24 protein-coding genes are annotated in these 21841 nt (G+C 69.0%); 11 read left to right on the top strand and 13 right to left on the bottom strand.

What is annotated here, in order from left to right:
• Positions 1-67: 67 nt before the first annotated feature.
• The 6 genes from FHP08_RS03340 to FHP08_RS03315 are packed head-to-tail and all read left to right on the top strand — an operon-like array spanning position 68 to position 6199.
• Positions 68-481 (top strand): type IV pilin protein, encoded by a 414-nt coding sequence (locus tag FHP08_RS03340; RefSeq protein WP_147702861.1) that lies wholly within the window; start codon positions 68-70, stop codon positions 479-481.
• A gap of 5 nt (positions 482-486) precedes the next feature.
• The gene (locus tag FHP08_RS03335; RefSeq protein WP_147703120.1) at positions 487-1002 is read left to right on the top strand and encodes a GspH/FimT family pseudopilin; all 516 of its coding nucleotides are present in this window, start codon (positions 487-489) and stop codon (positions 1000-1002) included.
• Positions 999-1556 carry a type IV pilus modification PilV family protein gene (locus FHP08_RS03330; RefSeq protein ID WP_147702860.1) on the top strand — a complete coding sequence of 186 codons (558 nt, stop codon included), beginning with the start codon at positions 999-1001 and terminating at the stop codon, positions 1554-1556. Before FHP08_RS03335 ends, FHP08_RS03330 begins: the two co-directional genes overlap by 4 nt.
• Before the next feature lie 2 nt (positions 1557-1558).
• Positions 1559-2578: a PilW family protein gene (locus tag FHP08_RS03325; protein ID WP_147702859.1), complete on the top strand. Its 1020-nt coding sequence runs from the start codon at positions 1559-1561 to the stop codon at positions 2576-2578.
• Entirely contained in the window at positions 2575-3147 is a 573-nt protein-coding gene (locus FHP08_RS03320) for a PilX N-terminal domain-containing pilus assembly protein (protein ID WP_147702858.1), read from the top strand. The genes FHP08_RS03325 and FHP08_RS03320 overlap by 4 nt, the downstream gene beginning before the upstream one ends.
• Before the next feature lie 10 nt (positions 3148-3157).
• The gene (locus tag FHP08_RS03315) at positions 3158-6199 is read left to right on the top strand and encodes a pilus assembly protein (RefSeq protein ID WP_147702857.1); all 3042 of its coding nucleotides are present in this window, start codon (positions 3158-3160) and stop codon (positions 6197-6199) included.
• A gap of 6 nt (positions 6200-6205) precedes the next feature.
• On the opposite strand, the gene FHP08_RS03310 is transcribed toward FHP08_RS03315, so the two are convergent.
• Genes FHP08_RS03310 through FHP08_RS03280 form a run of 7 tightly spaced genes read right to left on the bottom strand, consistent with a single transcriptional unit; the run spans position 6206 to position 11094 of the window.
• On the bottom strand, positions 6206-6928 hold the full coding sequence (locus tag FHP08_RS03310) for a hypothetical protein (RefSeq protein WP_147702856.1): 723 nt from the start codon (positions 6926-6928) through the stop codon (positions 6206-6208).
• Positions 6892-7239: a DUF4870 family protein gene (locus FHP08_RS03305; protein WP_147702855.1), complete on the bottom strand. Its 348-nt coding sequence runs from the start codon at positions 7237-7239 to the stop codon at positions 6892-6894. The genes FHP08_RS03310 and FHP08_RS03305 overlap by 37 nt, the downstream gene beginning before the upstream one ends.
• Before the next feature lie 3 nt (positions 7240-7242).
• Positions 7243-7896 carry a MarC family NAAT transporter gene (locus FHP08_RS03300; protein WP_147702854.1) on the bottom strand — a complete coding sequence of 218 codons (654 nt, stop codon included), beginning with the start codon at positions 7894-7896 and terminating at the stop codon, positions 7243-7245.
• Between the two features lie 25 nt (positions 7897-7921).
• Positions 7922-9352, bottom strand: coding sequence for an NAD(P)(+) transhydrogenase (Re/Si-specific) subunit beta (locus FHP08_RS03295; RefSeq protein ID WP_147702853.1), 1431 nt, complete (start codon positions 9350-9352; stop codon positions 7922-7924).
• Complete coding sequence (locus FHP08_RS03290; protein ID WP_147702852.1) at positions 9349-9606, bottom strand: hypothetical protein; 258 nt, start codon at positions 9604-9606, stop codon at positions 9349-9351. The genes FHP08_RS03295 and FHP08_RS03290 overlap by 4 nt, the downstream gene beginning before the upstream one ends.
• The gene (locus FHP08_RS03285; protein WP_147702851.1) at positions 9603-9923 is read right to left on the bottom strand and encodes an NAD(P) transhydrogenase subunit alpha; all 321 of its coding nucleotides are present in this window, start codon (positions 9921-9923) and stop codon (positions 9603-9605) included. The genes FHP08_RS03290 and FHP08_RS03285 overlap by 4 nt, the downstream gene beginning before the upstream one ends.
• A gap of 55 nt (positions 9924-9978) precedes the next feature.
• Entirely contained in the window at positions 9979-11094 is a 1116-nt protein-coding gene (locus FHP08_RS03280; protein WP_147702850.1) for a Re/Si-specific NAD(P)(+) transhydrogenase subunit alpha, read from the bottom strand.
• Between the two features lie 142 nt (positions 11095-11236).
• Between FHP08_RS03280 and FHP08_RS03275 the strand changes: the two genes are divergently transcribed.
• On the top strand, positions 11237-11710 hold the full coding sequence (locus FHP08_RS03275) for an NUDIX hydrolase (RefSeq protein WP_147702849.1): 474 nt from the start codon (positions 11237-11239) through the stop codon (positions 11708-11710).
• Entirely contained in the window at positions 11707-12795 is a 1089-nt protein-coding gene (gene mnmA / locus FHP08_RS03270; RefSeq protein ID WP_147702848.1) for a tRNA 2-thiouridine(34) synthase MnmA, read from the top strand. Before FHP08_RS03275 ends, mnmA begins: the two co-directional genes overlap by 4 nt.
• A gap of 91 nt (positions 12796-12886) precedes the next feature.
• On the opposite strand, the gene FHP08_RS03265 is transcribed toward mnmA, so the two are convergent.
• The gene (locus FHP08_RS03265) at positions 12887-13495 is read right to left on the bottom strand and encodes a glutathione S-transferase N-terminal domain-containing protein (RefSeq protein ID WP_147702847.1); all 609 of its coding nucleotides are present in this window, start codon (positions 13493-13495) and stop codon (positions 12887-12889) included.
• 130 nt (positions 13496-13625) lie between these two features.
• Between FHP08_RS03265 and purB the strand changes: the two genes are divergently transcribed.
• Positions 13626-15005, top strand: a complete 1380-nt coding sequence (gene purB / locus FHP08_RS03260) for an adenylosuccinate lyase (RefSeq protein WP_147702846.1) — start codon at positions 13626-13628, stop codon at positions 15003-15005.
• A gap of 138 nt (positions 15006-15143) precedes the next feature.
• The gene (locus FHP08_RS03255) at positions 15144-15602 is read left to right on the top strand and encodes a c-type cytochrome (RefSeq protein ID WP_147702845.1); all 459 of its coding nucleotides are present in this window, start codon (positions 15144-15146) and stop codon (positions 15600-15602) included.
• A 57-nt stretch (positions 15603-15659) separates the two neighbouring features.
• Here FHP08_RS03255 and FHP08_RS03250 read toward each other — a convergent pair whose 3' ends face one another.
• The 5 genes from FHP08_RS03250 to FHP08_RS03230 form a co-directional block, all read right to left on the bottom strand.
• Positions 15660-16328, bottom strand: a complete 669-nt coding sequence (locus tag FHP08_RS03250) for a cytochrome b/b6 domain-containing protein (protein WP_147702844.1) — start codon at positions 16326-16328, stop codon at positions 15660-15662.
• 73 nt (positions 16329-16401) lie between these two features.
• Complete coding sequence (gene secF / locus FHP08_RS03245; RefSeq protein WP_147702843.1) at positions 16402-17343, bottom strand: protein translocase subunit SecF; 942 nt, start codon at positions 17341-17343, stop codon at positions 16402-16404.
• A 32-nt stretch (positions 17344-17375) separates the two neighbouring features.
• Positions 17376-19235 (bottom strand): protein translocase subunit SecD, encoded by a 1860-nt coding sequence (secD, locus tag FHP08_RS03240; protein WP_147702842.1) that lies wholly within the window; start codon positions 19233-19235, stop codon positions 17376-17378.
• 4 nt (positions 19236-19239) lie between these two features.
• Complete coding sequence (gene yajC, locus FHP08_RS03235; RefSeq protein WP_147702841.1) at positions 19240-19587, bottom strand: preprotein translocase subunit YajC; 348 nt, start codon at positions 19585-19587, stop codon at positions 19240-19242.
• 137 nt (positions 19588-19724) lie between these two features.
• Positions 19725-20105 (bottom strand): VOC family protein, encoded by a 381-nt coding sequence (locus tag FHP08_RS03230; protein WP_147702840.1) that lies wholly within the window; start codon positions 20103-20105, stop codon positions 19725-19727.
• Positions 20106-20229: 124 nt separating this feature from the next.
• On the opposite strand from FHP08_RS03230, the gene FHP08_RS03225 reads away from it, so the two are divergent.
• Positions 20230-21819: a glycine betaine ABC transporter substrate-binding protein gene (locus FHP08_RS03225; RefSeq protein WP_147702839.1), complete on the top strand. Its 1590-nt coding sequence runs from the start codon at positions 20230-20232 to the stop codon at positions 21817-21819.
• Positions 21820-21841: the final 22 nt, after the last annotated feature.

Below are 21841 nucleotides of genomic sequence, written 5' to 3'. Positions count from 1 at the left end.
TCCGGCCGCAAGGGACGACAGGAGGCGCCGCGGAGTCCAATCGGGCCATTCGACAAGAAGGCCCGAGATGAACCCCTGTAGTCGACCTCGCAGGACGCCGGCAATCGCCGGCTTCACGCTGATCGAGCTGATGATCACGGTGGCGATCGTCGCGATCCTGGCGTCGGTTGCGTATCCGTCCTACGTGCAGTACGTGCTGCGCTCGAATCGCGCCGCGGCGCAGGGCGTGATGACCGATCTCGCCTCGCGTCAGCACCAGTTCTTTGTCGACACCCGCGCCTATTCCGGCACGGTCGCGGGGCTTCGCACCAGCGTGCCCGCCGACGTGGCAGCGAACTACACGATCACGATCGCGCTCGACGCAGGGCCGCCTGCCGGCTTCACGCTGACCGCCACGCCGCAGGGCAAGCAGGCCTCGGAAGCCTGCGGCACCCTGACGATCGACGAAGCCGGCGCGAAGGCGCCGGCAGACTGCTGGTGAGCGGGATGCGCGCCGGAGACTTCGCATGCCGCGGCAGCGGCTTCGTCGCGCGGCGCGCCGGCGGCTTCACGCTGGTCGAGATGCTGGCCGCCGTCAGCATCATGGCGATCCTCTTGTCGGTGGCTGTGCCGGGCATGCGCGACCTGCTCGAATCCCAGCGCCTGCGCTCCGCGGCCTTCGACCTCATGGCCGATCTCTCGCTCGCGCGCAACGAGGCGCTCAAGCGGGGTGCAAACGTGACGGTGTCGCCGCAATCGGGAGCCGACTGGACGACGGGTTGGCAGGTCCGGCTGGCCGCCGACAATTCGGTGCTGCGACAGCGTTCGCCCGCGGGCGGCGCGCTGGCGATCTCGAATGCGCCGTCGTCGCTGACCTACGACCGCAATGGCAGGCTTGCCGGCGGGGGGGGGACGGTGCGCGTGCAGCTCGACTCCACCGCCTTGTCGCACGACGGCCAGAAGCGCTGCGTGTCGATCGACCCGCTGGGCCGCGCCCGCAGCGACGTGGGAGGCTGTTCGTGAGGGCGCGCCGGATCGCGCCGGACGCAGGCGCCGCGTCGACGCGGCAGGGTGGCTTCGCCCTGCTGGAGGTGCTCATCGCGATCGTCGTGTCGGTGGTCGGTATCCTGGGCCTGATCGGTATGCAGGCCCGCTCCTACCAGGTCGAGGCCGAGTCCTACCAGCGCTCGCAGGCGCTGGCGCTGCTCGAGGACATCGCTTCCAGGATCAACGCGAATCGCGCCAACGCGGTGTCCTACCTGGGCGCCGACATCGGGACGGGGACCGTCGCGGATTGCACCCTCGCGGTCGACGCGGTCGCCAGGGACCTCTGCGAGATCGGCAACAACTTGCGCGGCGCCGGCGAGACGGCCGGCGGCGCGGCGGTCGGCGCGATGACGCAGGCGCGCGCCTGCATCACCAGCCCGGCAGTCGATACCTACGTGATCGCGGTCGTCTGGGCGGGGGTCGTGCCGAGCGGACCGCCCAATACCGCCTGCGGCGCCAACCAGTACGGCGACGAGGGCCTGCGGCGGGCAGTCACCACCGTCGTCGTCGTCCCGGACCTGGGAGCCTGAGCATGCGCAAGGGAAGGCCGCTTCGCGCGATGCGCGGCAGGAACACGCAGCTCGGCCTGACGCTCGTCGAGCTCATGATCGCGTCGGCGATCGCGCTGGCGATCACTGCGGCGCTCGTCGGTGTGTTCGTGAACAGCAGCCGGGCGCGCACCGAGCTCGACCGGTCCAACAGACAGATCGAGAGCGGCCGCTATGCGGTGGAGCTGTTGTCCGAGGAGCTGCGGGTCGCCGGTTTCTTTGGCGAGGTGCAGATTGACGGCGCCACGTATGCGACACCGTCGGCCTGCGCGGTCGACGCCGCGCAGCTCGGCTGGAGCGAGAGTCCGTTGCGGGTGCCCGTGCCGATGCAGGCGATCTACGCCGCGCAGGCCTGCCTTTCGGACCGCGCTGCGGGCCCGGTTTCCAGCCTGAACTTCGCGTCGCCCGCTCTCGCGATCCGTCGCCTGTCCACGAGCGCGATCGCGCCGGCGGCGGTGGCCGCAGGCAATGACTACGTGCAGGTCTCCGCCTGCAAGAGCGACCCGATCGGCACGCCGCTGGAGATCGACGGCGCTGCCTCGAGCTTCACGCTTCGCAGTCTCGACTGCGCCACCCTGGCGCCGGTGCGCCGGATCATGCAGCGCACGTATTTCATCGCCTCGTGCAGCAACTGCGGAGCCGACACGATTCCGTCGCTGAAGCGGGTGGAGATGGCGGGCGGCGCGCTGCGGCTGGACACACTGGTCGAGGGCATCGAGGCGATCGGCCTGGACCTGGGCTTCGACACCGACAATGACGGCTCTCCCGACGCGTGGCGGCTCACCGTCGACGCCTTGCCCGGGACCAGCGACTGGAACAACGTGATGGCGGTCCGCCTGTACGTGCTGTCGCGGACCACCGAGGCCACTGCCGGCTACCAGGACACCAAGGTCTACGACCTCGGGCTGGCAGGCACGGTCGGGCCCTTCAACGACGGCTTCAAGCGCAGGGTCTATGCCACGGTGGTCCGCCTGAACAACCCGGCGGGGCGGAGGGAGCTATGAAGCCGGGCGTTCACCTGCGCGCGCGCCAGCGCGGCGTCTCCCTGCTGATCGCCCTGATCCTGCTGGCCGCGATCACCTTCCTTTCGGTGTCGGCCTTCAACGCAGGCACCGCCAACGTCCGGGTGGTGGGCAACACCGAGGCCCGCCAGGAGGCGCAGGCGGCGGTGCAGGCCGCGATCGACCGGACGATCGGCGACACGCTGTTCACGACCGATCCCGTCGCCGTCGCGGCGGCGCCGGTCGACATCGACATCGACGGCGACGGCCTGGTCGACCTGCAGCCGGTCCTGCAGCCCGCGCCGGCCTGCCGGAAGGTGGCGCCGATCAGGATGACCGAGCTCGACGCGAGCCTCGAGGCCGACCTGGCCTGCATGGGCTCCGGCGTGGCGCGCACCGCCGGCATCGACAGCGCCGATGCGGCCGCCGAGGCGGGCAAGTCGATGTGCGCGAACTCCGAGTGGCTGATCCGCGCCCAGGTCGCGGAGCCGAACACCGGCGTGCAGGTCGCGCTGAACCAGGGCGTGGGCGTGCGGATCCTCGAGACCGATTCGGAAAACTTCTGCAACTGACGAGGGAATCATGAGCCGATCGCTGCACAGGTGGCTGGCAGGCACGATGGCATCGTGCGGCGCGCTGGCGCTCGTCGCGGCGGCGGGCAGCGCGCGCGCCGAGGACATCGACATCTACTCGGCCAACGTGGGCGGCACCGACCGGCCGAACGTGCTGCTCGTCCTCGACAACTCGGCGAACTGGCAGTCCTCGCTGGTCCACAACTGCAAGTACAAGGAGAACGGCGTCCTGACGGCGGAGGGGCCGGCCGAGACGACGGCCAAGGTCGGTCTCGAGAAGTGCGCGCTGCACAACGTGATCGACGCGCTCCCGACCGGCCCGACCGGCGAGGCGCTGTACAACGTCGGCCTGATGATGTTCAGCTCGTCGGGGGCCAAGGTGGACGGCGGCTACCCCAGGATCGCGATCGTGCCGGTGACCGCGACCGAGAAGGCGAACATGAAGGCGCGGATCCGCGCGATCTCGCATCCGGCCGACAAGAGCGACAGCCCGGCCTTCGCCAAGGCGCTGCACGAGGCCTACCTGTACTACGCGGGCGCCGCGCCCTTCGCGGGGGACCAGCTGAAGGCCTCGGACATGTGGCGGGTCGACGGCCGGGCCTTCTCCGGAGGCAAGTACGTGTCGCCCGCGGCCGGCTCCTGCAGCCGAAACTACGTGATCTTCATCGGCAACGGTTCGCCCGGCGACCCGGTCGGCGGAACGAAGCCGGAGTCGCTGCTCGCTGGCCTGGGCGGCGACACGACCATGCTCACCTACGCCTCCGGCTACATCAAGAACAGCGACCAGGCCAACTACGCAGACGAGTACACCAAGTTCATGGCCAGCGCCGACCTGAGCACCAAGGAAGGCGCCCAGATGATCACGACCTACACGGTCGGCGTGACCGACGGCGCAAAGAACGACGCCCAGTACCTGAACTTCCTGCGCGCGATGGCCCAGCAGGGCGGCGGCGACTTCCACGAGGCGCGCAGCGCCGACCAGCTGACCACGGCGCTGCTCGACATCTTCCAGGAGCTGGCCGACGTCGACAGCGCCTTCGTGTCGGCGAGCCTGCCGGTGTCGGTCAACAGCCGGGGCACCTACCTGAACCAGATCTTCATGGGTCTGTTCCGGCCGGACGCCACCGCAGCGCCGCGCTGGCGGGGCAACCTGAAGCAGTACCAGTTCGCCTACGACGCGGCCACGGACTCGTTGCAGCTCGCGGACGGCGCCGGCAACCCGGCGATCAACCCGGCCACCGGCTTCTTCGCGCCCAGCGCGGTCTCGTTCTGGACCACGAACAGCACCTTCTGGGCGAGCGAGCAGATGGGCACGCCGCCGTCGGCCAGCGACGCGCCGGACGGGCAGGTGGTCGAGAAGGGCGGCGCGGCGCAGCGCTTGCGCGAGGCCTACGCGACGTCGACTTCCGGCCCGAACCGCAGGGTGTTCACCTGCACCGGATGCGCGGGCGATTCCACGCTCGGGTCGGCCACCGGCACGGTGTTCGGTTCGTCGAACAGCGGGATCACGCAGGCAGCGCTCGGCGTTGCCGACGCGACCGACCGGGCCGCCCTGATCGACTGGGTCCGCGGCAAGGACAACGCAGGCGACGAGCTGGGCGCCAGCAGCGCTCGCTGGATCCGGCCCTCGGTGCACGGCGATGTCCTGCACTCCCGACCGGTGGTGGTGAACTATGGCGGCAGCAAGGGCGTGGTGGTCTTCTACGGCGCCAACGACGGGATGCTGCACGCGGTGAACGGCAACCAGACGCAGGCAGGACCGGACGGAACCATTGCCGGAGGCGAGTACTGGAGCTTCGTTCCCACCGAGGGCTTCGACAAGCTCAAGCGCCTGCGCGACAACGACCCGAAGATCCGCCTCTCGACGACACCGCTCGGGGGCACCGCGACGCCGCGCGGATACTTCTTCGACGGGCCGCTGAGCTTCTACCAGAAGATCGACGCCAACGGCGATACCGACAAGGTCTACCTGTACGCCGCGATGCGCCGCGGCGGGCGGGCCCTCTACTCCTTCGACGTCACCGACCCGACCGCGCCGAAGTTCCGCTGGAAGAAGACCAACGCCGACATCCCCGTGCTGGGCCAGACCTGGTCCGAGGCGCGCGTGGCCAAGGTGAAGGGCTACAGCAACCCGGTCCTGGTGATGGGCGCCGGCTACGACGCAGCCGCCGAGGACGCGGAGCCGCAGGGCGCGGTGACGATGGGCAATGCGGTCCTCGTGCTCGACGCCGAGACCGGCACGGTGCTCGCCAACTTCCCCACCGCGCGTCCCGTCGTGGCCGACATCGCACTGGTCGACACCGACTACGACGGCCTGGTCGACCGCGGCTATGCCGCCGACCTGGGCGGCAACGTCTACCGGATCGATTTCGAGGCGGGCACCACCAGCGGAACCGGGGTCTGGGCGATGAAGACCTTCGCCAGCCTCGGGGCGCGCAAGATCTTCTATGCGCCGGACGTGGTGGTCACGAAGAACTACGCGGTGGTGCTGGTCGGCACCGGCGACCGCGAGAAGCCGCTGGACGCCTCGACCGACGAACGCTTCTTCAGCCTGTTCGACGACAACCCCGCCAAGGGCCTGCCCGCGACCTTCACGCCGATCTCGATCACCGACGTGGTGACGCAGTCGAGCTTCACCACCCCTTCCGCAGTGCGAGGATGCTACGTCGCCCTGGACCCGGCAGGCGAGAAGGTGGTGAACTCGCCGGTCACCGCGGGCGGAGTGACCTACTTCAGCACCAACAGGCCGAGTTCCTCCACGGGCAACTCCTGCAACGGCAACCTCGGCGAGGCCAAGGTCTACGGCGTGCCGCTGATGTGCAAGACGCCGAAGTCGCAGGTCCTGCTGGGCGGTGGCCTTCCGCCGAGCCCGGTGACCGGCAACGTGGCGGTGACCTACGTGAAGCCGGACGGGACCACCGGCACCCGCCTGGTGCCCTTCATCATCGGCGGTTTCAATACCAAGAAGTCCGGCATCGAGGGATCGAAAGTGCCGATCACGGTGCCGCCGAAACGCAAGCGCCTGTACTGGTACCCGGAAACCGAGCGCTGAACCGGTTCAGCCCGCTGCCCACTCCACCAGCCGCCACCGGATCCGGTCCTCGTACGCGGTGACCGGCCGGCGGCCCGGCCAGCGGTACTCGCCGGTCCATTCCCGCTGGACCCAGCGGCCCACCTCGGGGGCGTGCCACAGCGTGTCGATCCGCCAGGGCTGCTCGCGCCAGGTGTCCCAGTGCCGAAAATCGATGTAGCGCTGCACCCGCAGCGCGACGAACTCGCCGGCCGGCACCCGTACCCGCTCCCAGCCGATCGCGCGCAGTCGCTGGCGCCAGTACAGCCGGAAGCTCGAGTCGGGAATCCGGTACCAGGTCGCGTCGTCGCGGCCGGCGCCGGGCTCCAGCCGGTCGGGCAGCAGCGGCACCGGCGTCTCGAAGTGCTGCGGCAGGTCGTAGGCCGGCTCCACCAGCACGTCCCAGGGGCGCGCCCAGCGCTCTTCGCCTGCCGGCGCGCCGCGCGCGTCGGCGAGCGCGACCACCAGCGGGTCCAGGCTCGTGACCTGCGCCCGCAGCTCGCCCACGACTTCCCCGCGATACAGGTCCACGGTCTCGTAGCGCCAGCGCTGGCCGAGCTTCACCTGCGGCAGCGGCGGCGCCACCGCGGGCGGGGGCAGCATCGGCACGGGCGTGGCGCAGGCCGCCGGCAGCACGGCCAGCCCGGCGAGCAGAAGTCGCCGGCGGTCCGGTCTCAGCGGATCTCGCGATCCTCGTTCAGTCGCATCCATCCCTTGATCATCCTGTAGCCGAACCAGACCTGGGCGATCACGAAGAACGGAACGAAGCCGACGGTGATGAAGGTCGGCACCAGCAGCAGCACGAACCACAGCAGGAACCACCAGAACGAGCGGCTCTGCCAGGCGAAGTGGCTGTAGTAGACGGTGCCGGCGGCATCGTCGCGCTTGATCCAGGTGATGATCAGGCCCACCACGAAGCCGATGATCGAGACCAGGCCGAAAAGGTGCATGGCATAGCCCAGCATCGCGTACCTGCGAAGCGACTCGTGCTCCGGTGTGCGGAGGGTGACCGCGTTGCTCATGCTTCAGATTCCCGAAACGAAGGTGCGGATGCCCGAGGCGATGAACTGCACGCCGATGCAGATCAGCAGGAAGCCCATCAGGCGAGTCATCGCGTCGATTCCGCTGCGCCCCAGTCTATTCGAAATCTGCCGGGCGCTGCGCAGCGTGAGCCAGATCAGCAGGCAGGTGGCCGCCATCGCGGCCACGGTGCCGGCGCCGGCGATCGCCACGCCGCCCCAGCCGCCCAGTTCCCGGATCTCGGTGGAGATGCCGATCACCACCGCGATCGTGCCCGGGCCGCTCAGGCCCGGCAGCGCCAGCGGAAAGAAGGCCGGATTGTGGGGCTGCTCGACGGCCGGGCCGCTGCGGACCTGTTCGCGTCCGAAGAGCATGCTGTGGCCCAGCAGCGCGACCACGATCCCGCCGGCGATCCGCAGCGCGCCGTAGGAGATCCCGAAGGTGCTCAGGATCAGGCTGCCGGCGAACAGGCTGACGGTGAGGATCGCGAAGGCGTAGAGCGCGCCGCGGCGCGCGAGCTTCTCGGTTTCGGCGTCGTCGAGCTGCGTGCTCAGCGACGTGAACAGCGGGATCGCCGACGGCGGGTTGATGATGGTGATCAGGCTCACGAAGGAGCCCAGGAAGAAGGTCGCGAAGATGTCGGAGAACAGCCAGATCATCGGCCGATGATACTGGCTGCGCCCGTCAGTCGATCGCCTTGACCATGTCCTCGACCACCTTCTTGGCGTCGCCGAAGACCATCATGGTCTTGTCCATGTAGAACAGCTCGTTGTCCAGGCCGGCATAGCCGGAGGCCATCGAGCGCTTGTTCACGATGACCTGGCGGGCCTTGTAGGCCTCGAGGATCGGCATGCCGGCGATCGGCGACTTCGGGTCCTTGGCGGCCGGGTTCACCACGTCGTTGGCGCCCAGCACCAGCACCACGTCGGTGTCGCCGAACTCGCTGTTGATGTCTTCCATCTCGAAGACCTGGTCGTAGGGCACCTCGGCCTCGGCCAGCAGCACGTTCATGTGGCCGGGCATGCGCCCCGCCACGGGGTGGATCGCGTACTTGACCGAAATGCCGCGCTCGATCAGCTTGTCGGTGAGCTCCTTCAGCGGATGCTGGGCGCGCGCCACCGCCAGGCCATAGCCCGGCACGATGATCACGCTGTCGGCGTTCGAGAGCAGGAAGGCCGCGTCGTCGGACGAACCCGACTTGACCGGGCGCTGTTCGATGGCGCCGCCCGCCGCTCCGGCGCCGGCGTCGCCGCCGAAGCCGCCCAGGATCACGTTGAAGAACGAGCGGTTCATCGCCTTGCACATGATGTACGAGAGGATGGCGCCCGAGGAGCCGACCAGCGAGCCGGCGATGATCAGCATGCTGTTGTTGAGCGAGAAGCCGATGCCGGCCGCCGCCCAGCCCGAGTAGCTGTTCAGCATCGACACCACCACCGGCATGTCGGCGCCGCCGATCGGGATGATGATCAGCACGCCCAGCACGAAGGCCAGGATGGTCATGATCCAGAACGGGGTCCATTGCTGGGTCAGGAAGAACCACAGGCCGAAGCCCAGCATGGCCAGCGCAAGCGCCAGGTTCAGCATGTGCTGGCCGGCGAACACCACCGGCGCGCCCTGGAACAGGCGGAACTTGTACTTGCCCGAGAGCTTTCCGAAGGCGATCACCGAGCCCGAGAAGGTGATCGCGCCGACGAAGGTGCCGATGAACAGTTCGAGCCGGTTGCCGAGCGGGATCGGCTGGCCCTTCCCGGCGATGCCGAAGGCCCAGGGCTCGGCCACCGCGGCGATCGCGATGAACACCGCGGCCAGGCCGATCATCGAGTGCATGAAGGCGACCAGCTCGGGCATCTTGGTCATCTCGACCCGCTTGGCCATGAGCGTGCCCGCGGTGCCGCCGATGGCGACGCCCAGCACGACCCAGCCCAGCCCAAGCGCGCCGGCGTCGCCCGAGAGCTTGACGATCAGCGCGATCGTGGTGAGCACGGCGATCGCCATGCCGACCATGCCGAAGGTGTTGCCAAGCCGCGAGGTGGTCGGATGCGACAGCCCCTTGAGGGCCTGGATGAAGCAGATCGAGGCGACGAGATAAAGAAGTACGACGAGATTCAGGCTCATTTTTGGTCTCCGCCGCGAGGGTCGCGGCCTTCGCCGTCCTGCGGCGCTCCGAGCTTGGAGGGATCGAACTTGCCCTTGACCAGGCCGAACTTCTCGGCCAGCCAGGAAACCGGGAACACGATCGCCGCGGCGATCGCGCCCACCACCAGGGTCCTGCCGAAGCCTTCGTCGGTGTAGCGCTCGGCGACGGTGGCGCCGATGAAGATCGCGACCACCGTGGTCAGCATCAGCAGGATGAAGCCGTTGCGGGTCATGCCCTGGACTCGGCCGCCTTCGCTTTCGGCTCCTTCTTCTTGAACATCTCGAGCATCCGGCGCGTGACCAGGAAGCCGCCGAAGACGTTCACCGCTGCCAGCGCGACCGCCAGCACGCCCATGGTCTTGCCCAGGCCGGTCTCGGTGAGCGCCGCCGCCAGCATCGCGCCGACGATGACGATGGCCGAGATCGCGTTGGTGACCGCCATGAGCGGCGTGTGAAGCGCCGGCGTGACGTTCCAGACCACGTGGTAGCCGACGTAGATGGCCAGCACGAAGATGATCAGGTTGACGATGGTGGGAGAGATGGCTTCCATCGGAAATCCTCGGTGATTGTCGGGTTGCCGCCGCGGCGGGCCGCGGCGCACGGGATCACTGGCGCAGCAGCTGGCCGTCGCGGGTCATCAGGCAGGCGGCCACGATGTCGTCGGCCATGTCGACGTTCAGCGTGCCTTCCCTGGCGACGATCAGCTTCAGGAAGTCGAGCACGTTGCGCGCGTACAGCGCCGACGCGTCCGCCGCCGCCATGGCCGGCAGGTTGGTCTCGCCGACCAGCGTGACGCCGTGCTTGATCACGGTACGGCCCGCCTCGGAGAGCGGGCAGTTGCCGCCCCGCTCGACCGCCATGTCCACGATGACCGAGCCTGGTTTCATCGACTTGACCATCTCCTCGGTGACCAGCACCGGCGCCTTGCGGCCCGGGATCAGCGCGGTGGTGATCACGATGTCGGCCTGGCGGATGCGCTCGGCCACCAGCGCGGCCTGCCGTTTCATCCAGCTCTCGGGCATCGGGCGGGCGTAGCCGCCCACGCCCTGGGCGATCTCGCGCTCTTCCTCGGTCTCGAAGGGGACGTCGATGAACTTGGCGCCCAGCGACTCGACCTGCTCCTTGACCGCCGGCCGCACGTCGGAGGCCTCGATGACCGCGCCCAGCCGCTTGGCGGTGGCGATCGCCTGCAGCCCGGCCACGCCGGCACCCAGGATGACCACCCGCGCCGCCTTGGCGGTGCCGGCGGCGGTCATCATCATCGGGAAGAAGCGTTGATAGACGTTGGCCGCCAGCAGCACCGCCTTGTAGCCGGCGATGTTGGCCTGCGAGGACAGCACGTCCATGCTCTGAGCGCGCGTGGTGCGCGGCGCGGCCTCGAGCGCGAAGGCGGTCAGGCCGGCGGCGGCGATCTTCTCCAGGCCCTCGCGATCGAAGGGATCGAGCATGCCGACCAGCGTGGCGCCGCGCGACATGGCCGCCAGCTCCTGGTCGCCGGGCGCGCGCACCTTGAGCACCAGCTCGGCGCCGAGCGCGTCTGCGGCCGAGCCGATCACGGCTCCCGCGGCCGTGTAGGCCTCGTCGGTCTGGCTCGCGCGCAGGCCCGCGTCGTGCTCGACGACGACCTGGTGGCCCGCAGAGACCAGCTTCTTGACGGTTTCCGCCGTGGCGGCGACCCGGGTCTCACCTGCCCGGGTTTCCGCGGGAACGCCGATGCGCATGCATCCTCCCATGGACGCCCCGCGAGGGGCCTCGAGAATCTGTTGGAAAAAAGACGGAGCCTTGGGGGCTCCTTAACCCTTCTTTATACCACGGCCAATCGGCCGGCCGGCCGGGGCGCCCCGGCTGCGGTATCCTCCCCGGATGAGCAACTGGAAGCCCAGCACCACGGTGGCGGCGGTCGTCGAGCGCGACGGGCGCTTCCTGATCGTCGAGGAAGAGACCCCCGACGGCCTGCGGCTCAACCAGCCGGCCGGCCATCTCGACCCGGGCGAGTCGCTGCCGCAGGCGGTGGCCCGCGAGGCGCTCGAAGAAACCGCCTGCCGGGTCGAGCCCGAGGCGCTGGTCGGGGTCTACATGACCCGCTTCCAGCGGCCGGCGTTGGGCCTCGACGTCAGCTACCTGCGCTTCGCTTTCGCCTGCCGCTTCCTGGCCGAGGAGCCGGGCAGGGTGCTGGACACCGGCATCGTGAGGGCGCTCTGGCTGAGCGCCGACGAGCTCCGGGCGGCGAGCGGGCGGCACCGCAGCCCGCTGGTGATGCGCACGGTGGACGACTGGCTCGCCGGCCGGCGCTTCCCGCTCGGGCTGATTCACACCGACCCTTCCTGCCTGCGATGAGCGCGCGCCGCGTCGTGGTCGGCATGTCCGGCGGCGTCGATTCGTCGGTCACCGCCTGGCTGCTCAAGCAGCAGGGCTGGGAGGTGATCGGCCTCTTCATGAAGAACTGGGAGGACGACGACGATGGCGACTACTGTTCCACCCGGCAGGATCTGATCGACGCCGCCGCCGCTGCGGATGTCGTGGGCGTCGAGCTCGAGGCGGTCAATTTTTCGGCCGAGTACAAGGACCGGGTGTTCGCCGAGTTCCTTCGCGAGTACACGGCCGGCCGCACGCCGAATCCGGACGTGCTGTGCAATGCCGAGATCAAGTTCAAGGCCTTCCTCGACCACGCCATCGCGATGGGCGCCGAACGGATCGCCACCGGGCACTATGCGCGGGTGCGCGAGACCGGGGCGCGCTTCGAGCTGCTGCGCGGACTGGACCCCGGCAAGGACCAGAGCTACTTCCTGCACCGGCTCACGCAGGCGCAGCTTTCGCGCGCGATGTTCCCGATCGGCCACCTGCACAAGCGCGAGGTGCGCGAGATCGCGCAGCGCATCGGCCTGCCCAACGCGGCCAAGAAGGACTCCACCGGCATCTGCTTCATCGGCGAGCGGCCCTTCCGCGAGTTCCTGAACCGCTACCTGCCGACGAAGCCGGGGCCCATCGTGAGCGACGACGGCCGCGTCGTCGGCAAGCATCTGGGGCTGTCCTTCTACACGCTGGGCCAGCGCAAGGGCCTGGGCGTGGGCGGCCAGCGCGAGGGCAGCGGCGACCCGTGGTTCGTCGCCCGCAAGGACCTGGCCCGCAACACGCTGGTGGTGGTGCAGGGCCACGACCACCCCTGGCTGATGAGCCGCCGACTCGAGGCCGACAGCGCCAGCTGGATCGCCGGCGAGCCGCCGCTCGACGATGGCTCGATGGGCGCCAAGACACGCTACCGCCAGACCGACGCGCGTTGTGCCTTCGAGCCGATCGACGGCGACCGTTTCAAGCTGGCTTTCGATTCACCGCAATGGGCGGTCACGCCGGGTCAGAGCGCGGTGCTCTATCGGGGAGAGGTCTGTCTTGGCGGCGGCATCATTGCCTCGGCCGACACCTGATCCGCAGGGCCGCGCAGGGGATTCAGGAAAGTCCGAAGAAATCGTAGCGAGCGTCCCGAGGTCGCGCCGCGCAGTAGATTCATCCGGAAGTTCAGGAGGGGCGCGTCTCGGCGAAGCTGGGCCGCGCGAACAGCTTGTCGGCGTGCGCGGCCAGGTTCGAGAACTGCGCGCGCCAGCCGAGCTGGGGAAAGCGGAAGTCGAGGTAGCCGAGGGCGCAGCCGACCGCGATGTCGGCAAGCGAGTACTTGCCGTCGGCGCACCAGGGCTTGTCGGACAGGCCGCTGGACATGGCGGCCAGGGCGCGCTCGATCTTGCCCATCTGCCGGGCGATGACATCGGGGCTGCGCTGGCCCTCGGTGCGTTGGGTCTGCTCGGCGCGCACCAGCAGCGCGGCATCGAGCAGGCCGTCGGCCAGGGCCTCCCAGGTGCGGACCTCGACGCGGGCCCGCCCGTTGGGCGGGATCAGCCGATGCACCGGCGTAAGGTTGTCAAGGTACTCGACGATCACGCGCGAGTCGAAGACCGCCCCGCCGTCGTCCATGATCAGGCAGGGGATCTTGCCGAGCGGGTTGGACTGCAGGATGGGCGAGTTCTCGGCATTGATGTCGACCAGCTCGAACTGGGCCTCGATTCTCTTCTCGGCCATTACCACGCGAACCTTGCGAACGTAAGGGCTGGTGATGGATCCGAGGAGCTTCATCTGGCGGCTGCCGGAGGTTGGTCGCGATCCAGTATAGCAAACGGCCTTACGCGGTTAAGGCTCCCTCGAAGGGACCGGAACCGCGCGAATGCTAGGATTTGAGGCTTTTCGCCCGGATCCGGAACCCGCCATGAACGCCTCGCTGACCGATCTTTCCGAACTGACCGCGCTCTCGCCGCTCGACGGCCGCTACGCCTCGCGGATGGGGCCGCTGCGGGCGCTGATGTCCGAGGCCGGCTTCATGCGCCATCGGGTCGAGGTCGAGGTCGAGTGGCTGATCGCGCTGTCCGACGCCGGTTTCGAGGAGCTGAAGCCCTTCTCGCAGGGCTCGCGCGATTTCCTGCGCGCGCTGGTCGGCCGCTTCGACGCCTCGCACGCGGCGCGCATCAAGGAGATCGAGCGGGTCACCAACCACGACGTGAAGGCGGTCGAGTATTTCCTGAAGGAGTCGGTGCGCGAGCACCCCGAGCTGGTCGCCGCCTCCGAGTTCATCCACTTCGCCTGCACGTCCGAGGACATCAACAATACCTCGCACGCGCTGATGCTGAAGGCCGCCCGCGACGAGGTTCTGCTGCCGGCAGCGCGCGGCATCGCCGCCACGCTGCGCGCGATGGCCCACGAGCACGCGGCCGTGCCCATGCTGTCGCGCACCCACGGGCAGCCGGCCTCGCCGACCACGCTCGGCAAGGAAATGGCCAACGTCCTGGCGCGCCTCGAGCGCGCGATCGCGGCGCTCGAGCGCGTGCAGCCGCTGGCCAAGCTCAACGGCGCGGTGGGCAACTACAACGCGCACCTCTCGGCCTGGCCGGACTTCGACTGGGAGGCCTTCTGCCGGGGCGTCGTCGAGTCGCTGGGCCTGGCGTTCAACCCCTACACGATCCAGATCGAGCCGCACGACTGGATGGCCGAGCTGTTCGACACGATCGCCCGGCTGAACACGGTGCTGCTCGACTTCGACCGCGACGTCTGGGGCTATATCGCCTTCGGCTACTTCCGGCAGCGCACCAAGGCCGGGGAGATCGGTTCCTCGACCATGCCGCACAAGGTCAATCCGATCGACTTCGAGAATTCCGAGGGCAACCTCGGACTGGCCAATGCGATGCTCGGCCACCTGTCTGCCAAGCTGCCGGTCTCGCGCTGGCAGCGCGACCTGACCGACTCCACCGTGCTGCGCAACATGGGCGTGGCACTGGGCTACTCGCTGCTCGCCTGGGATTCCTGCCAGCGCGGCCTGAGCAAGCTCGAGGTCGATGCGCAGCGCATGGCGGCCGACCTTGACGCCAACTGGGAAGTGCTCGCCGAGCCCGTCCAGACCGTGATGCGTCGCTACGGCGTCGAGAATCCGTACGAGCAGCTCAAGGAGCTGACCCGCGGCAAGCGGATCACCGCGGCCGACCTGGCCGCCTTCGTCGACGGCCTGGCCATTCCCGACGATGCCAAGACGCGCCTGAAGGCGATGACGCCGGCCTCCTACGTGGGCAAGGCGGCCGAGCTCGCGCGGCGCGCTTGACCCGGTTCCGAGACGTTAATCCGACCTCCTTGCGGGGAAGCCGTTGGTCGGGTTCCGGCCTTCGGGAATAATCCGAGGGGGCAATGCGTTTGCCCCCAGGATTCCTTCCCGATCCCTTACCCCCACGAGGAGCGCCCAATGAACAAGAATCTCGCCGTCGCGGCCATGGCCCTGGCCGTCGCCGCCGGCAGCCTGGTTGCCACCCCTGCCGCCGCGCAGTTCGCCAAGGCCGAGGACGCCATCGACTACCGTCAGTCCGCCTTCACCGTGATGGCCAATCACATGGGCCGCCTGTCGGCCATGGCCAAGGGAGAGAAGCCCTTCGACGCGGCGTCCGCGAAGGCTTCCGCGCAGCTGATCCAGACCATGTCGAAGCTTCCCTGGGAGGCCTTCACGCCGGGCTCCGATGGCGGTTTCTCCAACGTGAAGGGCGATCCCTGGAAGAACGCGGACGATTTCAAGTCCTTGCAGGAAAAGCTGATGGCCGAGACGGCCAAGCTCCCGGATGCGGTCGGCAGCCTCGATGGCCTTCGCAAGCAGCTGGGCGCCACGGGGTCGGCCTGCAAGGCCTGTCACGACAAGTACCGGGCGCAGTAATCCCGCCCGGCCCGTCGGGCGCGGCTCGCCGAGGCGGGCGTGCCCGCGCCCGACGGTTCAGGGCAGAAGTTCGATCACCGCCCAGACGATCCCGCTGCTGGCCGCGAGCAGGAGGGACGCGAGCGAACGCTCCCGAAGGCCGTCCCCGGAGGCGCGTGCGCGCGACCGGCCGGGCGGCGGCAGCGCGTCGCCGGTGATCATGGGCCGCACCAGCGGCTTGCGCTTGAACAGCGTGTAGTAGGCGATCGCCCCGAGATGCAGTGCGATCAACCCCAGCAGCACGTACCGGTTGGTCTTGTGCAGCGACGTCAGCCAGTCGCTGGTGGCATTGCTGACCGTGTTGCGCAGCGGGCCGTCCCACATGATCGCGTCGTTGGCGAAGAGCCCGGTGCAGGCCTGGAAGCCGAGCGACAGCAGCAATGCATAGACCGACAGCGCGCCCAGCGGGCTGTGGCCGAGCGCGCCCTGCACCGGCCCGCGCAGGTAGCGGAGCGCCGCCATGGGGTTCGGCGGGAAGGACGCGAAGCGCGCGTAGCGGGGGCCGACAAAGCCCCAGGCGAGCCGGAAGATCAGCAGCGTGAGGATGGCGTAGCCGAAGCGGAAATGCCAGGCCACCGCATTGCCGCCCAGGTTGATCGTGACCAGCGAACCGATCACGCAGGCTGCCAGGCCCCAGTGAAAGAGGCGTGTCGGCAGGTCCCAGACCCGAATCGTTTCCTCTCGCATCGTCGGTGTCCTCGACTCGTGGCGCCGTCTGCGACGAGGGGCGGCGCGCCCTCAGGTGAGGGGCGGCGCGCCCTCAGGGAAGCTCGGGCTCGCCCTCGTCCTTCTTCTTCGGCTTGACCAGGTCCTCGCGGGTGACGCCCAGCCACATCGCGATCGCGGCGGCCACGAACACCGACGAGTAGATCCCGAACAGGATGCCGATGGTCAGCGCGACCGCGAAGTAGTGCAGCGACGGGCCGCCGAACAGCAGCATCGACAGCACCATGATCTGCGTGGAGCCATGCGTGATGATGGTCCGCGAGATCGTGCTGGTGATGGCCTTGTCGATCACCTCCGCGGTGCCGATCTTGCGGAACTTGCGGAAGTATTCGCGGATCCGGTCGAAGATGACGACCGACTCGTTCACCGAGTAACCCAGCACCGCCAGCACCGCAGCCAGCACCGAGAGCGAGAACTCCCACTGGAAGTAGGCGAAGAAGCCGAGGATGATCACCACATCGTGCAGGTTGGCGATGATGGCCGCCACCGCGAACTTCCATTCGAAGCGGATCGCCAGGTAGGCGATGATGCCCACGATCACGAAGAGCAGGGCCATCGCGCCGTCGGCGAACAGTTCCTTGCCGATCTGCGGGCCCACGAACTCGACCCGCTTGAGCTCGGCGCCGGCGTCGGCCGCTTTCAGCGCCGCCATCACCTGCTCGCTCTGCGCGGCCGAGGTCTGCCCGGCCTCGGAGCGCAGCGGCAGGCGGATCATGACGTCCTGCGAGGTGCCGAAGTTCTGCACCTGCGCGTCGGTGTAGCCGAGTCCGCCGATGGTCTCGCGGATCTTGCCCAGGTCGGCGCTCTGCGTGTAGCCGACCTCCATGACCGTGCCGCCGGTGAACTCGATAGAGAGGTGAAGCCCGCGGGTGGCCAGGAAGAACACCGCGAGCACGAAGGTGATGATCGACACGGCGTTCAGCACCAGCGCGTGGCGCATGAACGGGATGTCGCGCCGGATCCGGAAAAGTTCCATTGTTCAGCTGCCTCGAGGCTTTGGTCCGCGCCTCAGGCCGCGGAGTCGGGTTTCCAGATCTGGCCGATCGAGATCTTCGCGAGCTTCTTGCGGCCGCCGTACCAGAGATTGACCAGGCCGCGCGAGAAGAAGACTGCCGAGAACATCGAGGTGAGCAGGCCCAGGCAGTGGACGACCGCGAAGCCGCGCACCGGGCCGGAGCCGAAGACCAGCAAGGCCAGGCCCGCGATCAGCGAGGTCACGTTCGAGTCGAGGATGGTGGCCCAGGCGCGGTCGTAGCCGGCTGCGATCGCCGCCTGCGGCGTGGCGCCGTTGCGCAGTTCCTCGCGCACCCGCTCGTTGATCAGGACGTTGGCGTCGATCGCCATGCCCAGCGTGAGCGCGATCGCGGCGATGCCGGGCAGCGTGAGCGTGGCCTGCAGCAGGGACAGCAGCGCGACCAGCAGCAGCAGGTTCACCGACAGCGCGATCGACGAGATCACGCCGAACAGCATGTAGTAGATCGACATGAAGGCCGCCACCGCCAGGAAGCCCCACATCGTGGAGTTGAAACCCTTGGCGATGTTCTCGGCGCCCAGGCTCGGGCCGATCGTGCGCTCCTCGATGATCTCCATCGGGGCGGCCAGCGAGCCGGCGCGCAGCAGCAGGGCGGTGTCGTTCGCTTCCTGGGTGGTCATGGCGCCGCTGATCTGCACGCGGCCTCCGCCGATCTCCGAGCGGATCACCGGCGCGGTGACGACCTCGCCCTTGCCCTTCTCGAAGAGCAGGATGGCCATGCGCTTGCCGACGTTCTCGCGGGTGACGTCGCGGAAGATGCGCGCGCCCTTGGCGTCGAGGTTCAGGTGCACGGCCGGCTGCTGGGTGTCGTCGAAGCCGGCCTGGGCGTCGTTCAGGTTCTCGCCGGTCAGGATGATCTGCCGGCGCACCAGGATGGGCCGGCCGCCCCGCTCGCTGTAGCGCTCGCAGCCGAAGGGCACCGTGCCTGCGTTCAGCGCGGCCAGCTCCTCCGGGGACTCGCACACCATCCGCACTTCGAGCGTGGCGGTGCGGCCCAGGATGTCCTTGGCCTTGGCGGTATCCTGCACGCCCGGCAGCTGGACCACGACGCGGTCGGCGCCTTGCTGCTGGATGACCGGTTCTGCCACGCCCAGCTCGTTGACCCGGTTGCTGAGCGTGGTGATGTTCTGCTTGAGCGCGTTGTCCTGGATGCGGCGCGCGGCTTCGGGCTTGAAGCTCGCCACCAGGCGCAGGGCCTCGCCCTCGCCGGCGTCGACGGTGGCCAGGTCGGTCAGGTTGTCGGCGATCAGGTTGCGCGCGCGATTGCGCGTGTCCGCGTCGCGGAAGCGCACCTCGACGCTGTCGCCCACGCGCGCGATGCCCGCGTGCCGGATGTTCTTGTCGCGCATCAGCGTGCGCAGGTCGCCGACGGTGGCCTCGATGCGCTTGTCGAGCGCCTCCTTCATGTCCACCTGCAGCAGGAAGTGCACGCCGCCGCGCAGGTCCAGGCCCAGGTACATCGGCAGCGCGCCGATGCGGGTGAGCCAGTTGGGCGAGTTGGACAGCAGGTTCAGCGCCACGATCCAGGTCGGGTCTGCCGGGTCGGGATTCAGTGCGCGGGAGACGACGTCCTTCGCGCGCAACTGCGTGTCGGTGTCGCGGAACCGCACCTTGATCGAGTTGGCGTCGGTGAAGATCCCGGTGTGTTCGATCCCGGCCTCGCGTAGCGCCGTTTCCACCCGGCCCGCCATGGCCGGCTCGAGCCGGACCGTGGCCTTGCCGCTGGAGACCTGGATGGCTGGCGCCTCGCCGTAGAAGTTCGGCAGCGTGTACAGCAGGCCGAATACGACCGCGAAGGCCAGGATCGCGTACTTCCAGACCGGGTATCGGTTCATGCGCTCAGATCGCCTTGATCGTGCCGTTGGGCAGCAGGGTCTGCACGGACGACTTCTGGAAGTGCATCTCGACCGCAGCTTCGCCGCCCTTGCCCTCGTTGCGCGCGACCTCGAGGGTCACGTAGCTCTCGCCCACCTTGATGACACGCCCGACCACGCCACCGGCGGTGACGACCTCGTCGCCCTTCTTCAGGGCCTCGAGCATGGTCTTGTGCTCCTTCGCGCGCTTCATCTGCGGACGGATCATCAGGAAGTAGAGCACCACGAACATCAGGATGATCGGCAGGAAACCGATCAGCTGCGATTCGGCGCCGCCGCCTGCAGCCTGTGCGTAAGCCGTTGAAATGAACACGAAAGTCTCCTTTTTGCGAGGCCGAAAGTATACCTGCCGGCCGCTGGAGTCCCTCCGGGCCGTGTGTTCTTCCCCGCGGCCGGCGCGGGCCGCGGCAAGCGCGGCGGGGCGGCGCGTCGCCCCGCGAGCTCAGCCCGTCAGGCAAGGTCCTCGTGAATACAGAGGTAGTTGCCCTCGGTGTCCTTGAACCAGGCGGCCTTCTCGGAGCCCAGCACGCAGACGTGCCCGACGGTCTTCAGGCCCGGCAGGTCGTAGTCTTCGAACACGACGCCGCGCGATTCGAGATCGGCGATCTCGGCCGCGATGTCGTGCACCCGGAAGCTGACCGCGGTGTGTTCGGCCTTCGTGCCGCCGGGCCGGGGGAACAAGGCCAGCGTGGCGCCGCCGCACTGGAACGCGAACTTGCCGTCGGCCGTATCGCCGATCGGCGTCAGGCCGAGACGGTCCTGGTAGAAGTGGCGGGCCCGGTCGAGGTCGACGACCGGGAGCATCGTGGTGAGCGGAGCGGAGCCGAGCATGTGAGCCTCCCATGCGTGCGGTGCCTGGCGCTTTGCGCGCCGAAGGCAATCTCCCATTATTCTCCTTCGGCCGGCTGGCGAGAAGTCCGGCCACCGACCCTCACGAGCAAGCTGAAGGACCCGCATGCGGGGCTGCATCGCCACCTGGACGACGATCCTGGGCCTGTTGGGCGCGGCCGCACCGGCCGCGTGCGCCGAGACCCTGCGGGTCGGCTCCAAGCGCTTCACCGAATCCTACGTGCTGGCCGAGATCCTCGTCGCGGCGGCCAGGCCCCATGCGCCGGTCGAGCATCGGCCGGGGCTGGGGAACACGGCGATCCTCTTCGCTGCGCTGCAGGCCGGCAGCATCGACCTGTACCCGGAGTACCTCGGCACGATCGAGCGCGAGATCCTGAAGCTGCCGGCAGCGAGCGGCTCGCTCGAGGCGGTGAACCGGGCCCTGGCGCCGCTCGGCCTCGCCGCGTCGATCTCGTTCGGCTTCGAGAACACCTATGCGCTGGCTGTCCGCTCCGACATCGCGGCCGGTGCCGGACTCGAGACGATCGGCGACCTCGCGTCGCGGCCCGGATTGCGCCTCGGCCTGTCGCACGAGTTTCTCGGCAGGGCCGACGGCTGGCCGGGGCTGAAGGCGCGCTACGGCCTCGCGCACCGCCCGGTCGGCCTGGACCACGGCCTGGCCTACGAGGCGATCGCCGACGGCACGATCGACGTGACCGACATCTATTCGACCGACGCGAAGATCGGCCGGTACCGCCTGAAGGTCCTGCGCGACGATCTCGGCTACTTTCCGCGCTACGACGCGGTGGTGCTCCACCGGACCGACGTGCCGGCGCGCTTTCCCGAGGCCTGGCCGGCACTGCAGGCGCTGGCCGGCAGCATCGATGCCCGGCGGATGGCCCAGCTGAACGCCGAGGCAGAACTGGGCGGCCGCGGGTTCGCCGACATCGCCGCCGGATTCCTGGCATCGCAGGCCCGGGGAGCCCTCGGCGCGGCAGCGGAAAGGGGCACGGGGCAGGCCCAGGGACAGCGGCAGGGGGAGGGGCCGGGCAGTGCCGGCGAGGGCGGCGTCCGCCGGGGCGCGGGCATCGCGGATGCGGTCTTCGCCGACGATTTCTGGCGGCTGGCGGCGCAGCACGTCGGCCTGGTCGCGGCGGCGGTGCTGGCCGCGGTGGCGGTGGGCGTGCCGGCCGGGGTCGCGGCGGCATTCCGGCCGCGACTGGGCGCGTCGCTGCTGGCCGTGGTCGGGGCGGTGCAGACGATACCGTCGCTGGCCCTGCTCGCGCTGCTGATCCCGGCGGTCGGCGCGATCGGCGCGCTGCCGGCGCTGATCGCGCTATTCGCCTACGCGCTGCTGCCGATCGTGCGCAACGCGTGCGTGGGCATGCAGCAGGTGCCCGGGGCGCTGCGCGAGGCCGCCGGCGCGCTCGGCCTGCGTCCGGGTGTGCGGCTCTTGCTGGTCGACCTGCCGATCGCCCTGCCGACCATCCTGGCGGGTGTCCGGACCGCGGCGGTCATCTGCGTGGGCACCGCGACGATCGCCGCCTTCATCGGGGCCGGCGGGTTCGGCGAGCGGATCGCCACCGGACTGGCGCTGAACGATCATCGCCTGCTGCTCGCCGGCGCGCTGCCGTCGGCGGCGCTGGCCTTTCTGGTGGATGGCCTGTTCGCGCTCGTCGAGCGACGGGTGTCGCGCTGGTCCCGGGCTGCGGGCTGAAACCTGCGCGGACCGCGCCGCT

Source organism: Zeimonas arvi (assembly GCF_008039575.1).
In the GTDB taxonomy this organism is placed as follows: domain Bacteria; phylum Pseudomonadota; class Gammaproteobacteria; order Burkholderiales; family Burkholderiaceae_E; genus Zeimonas; species Zeimonas arvi.
Note: the sequence above shows the minus strand (reverse complement) of the source record. Positions and strands in the feature narration are given on the sequence as shown.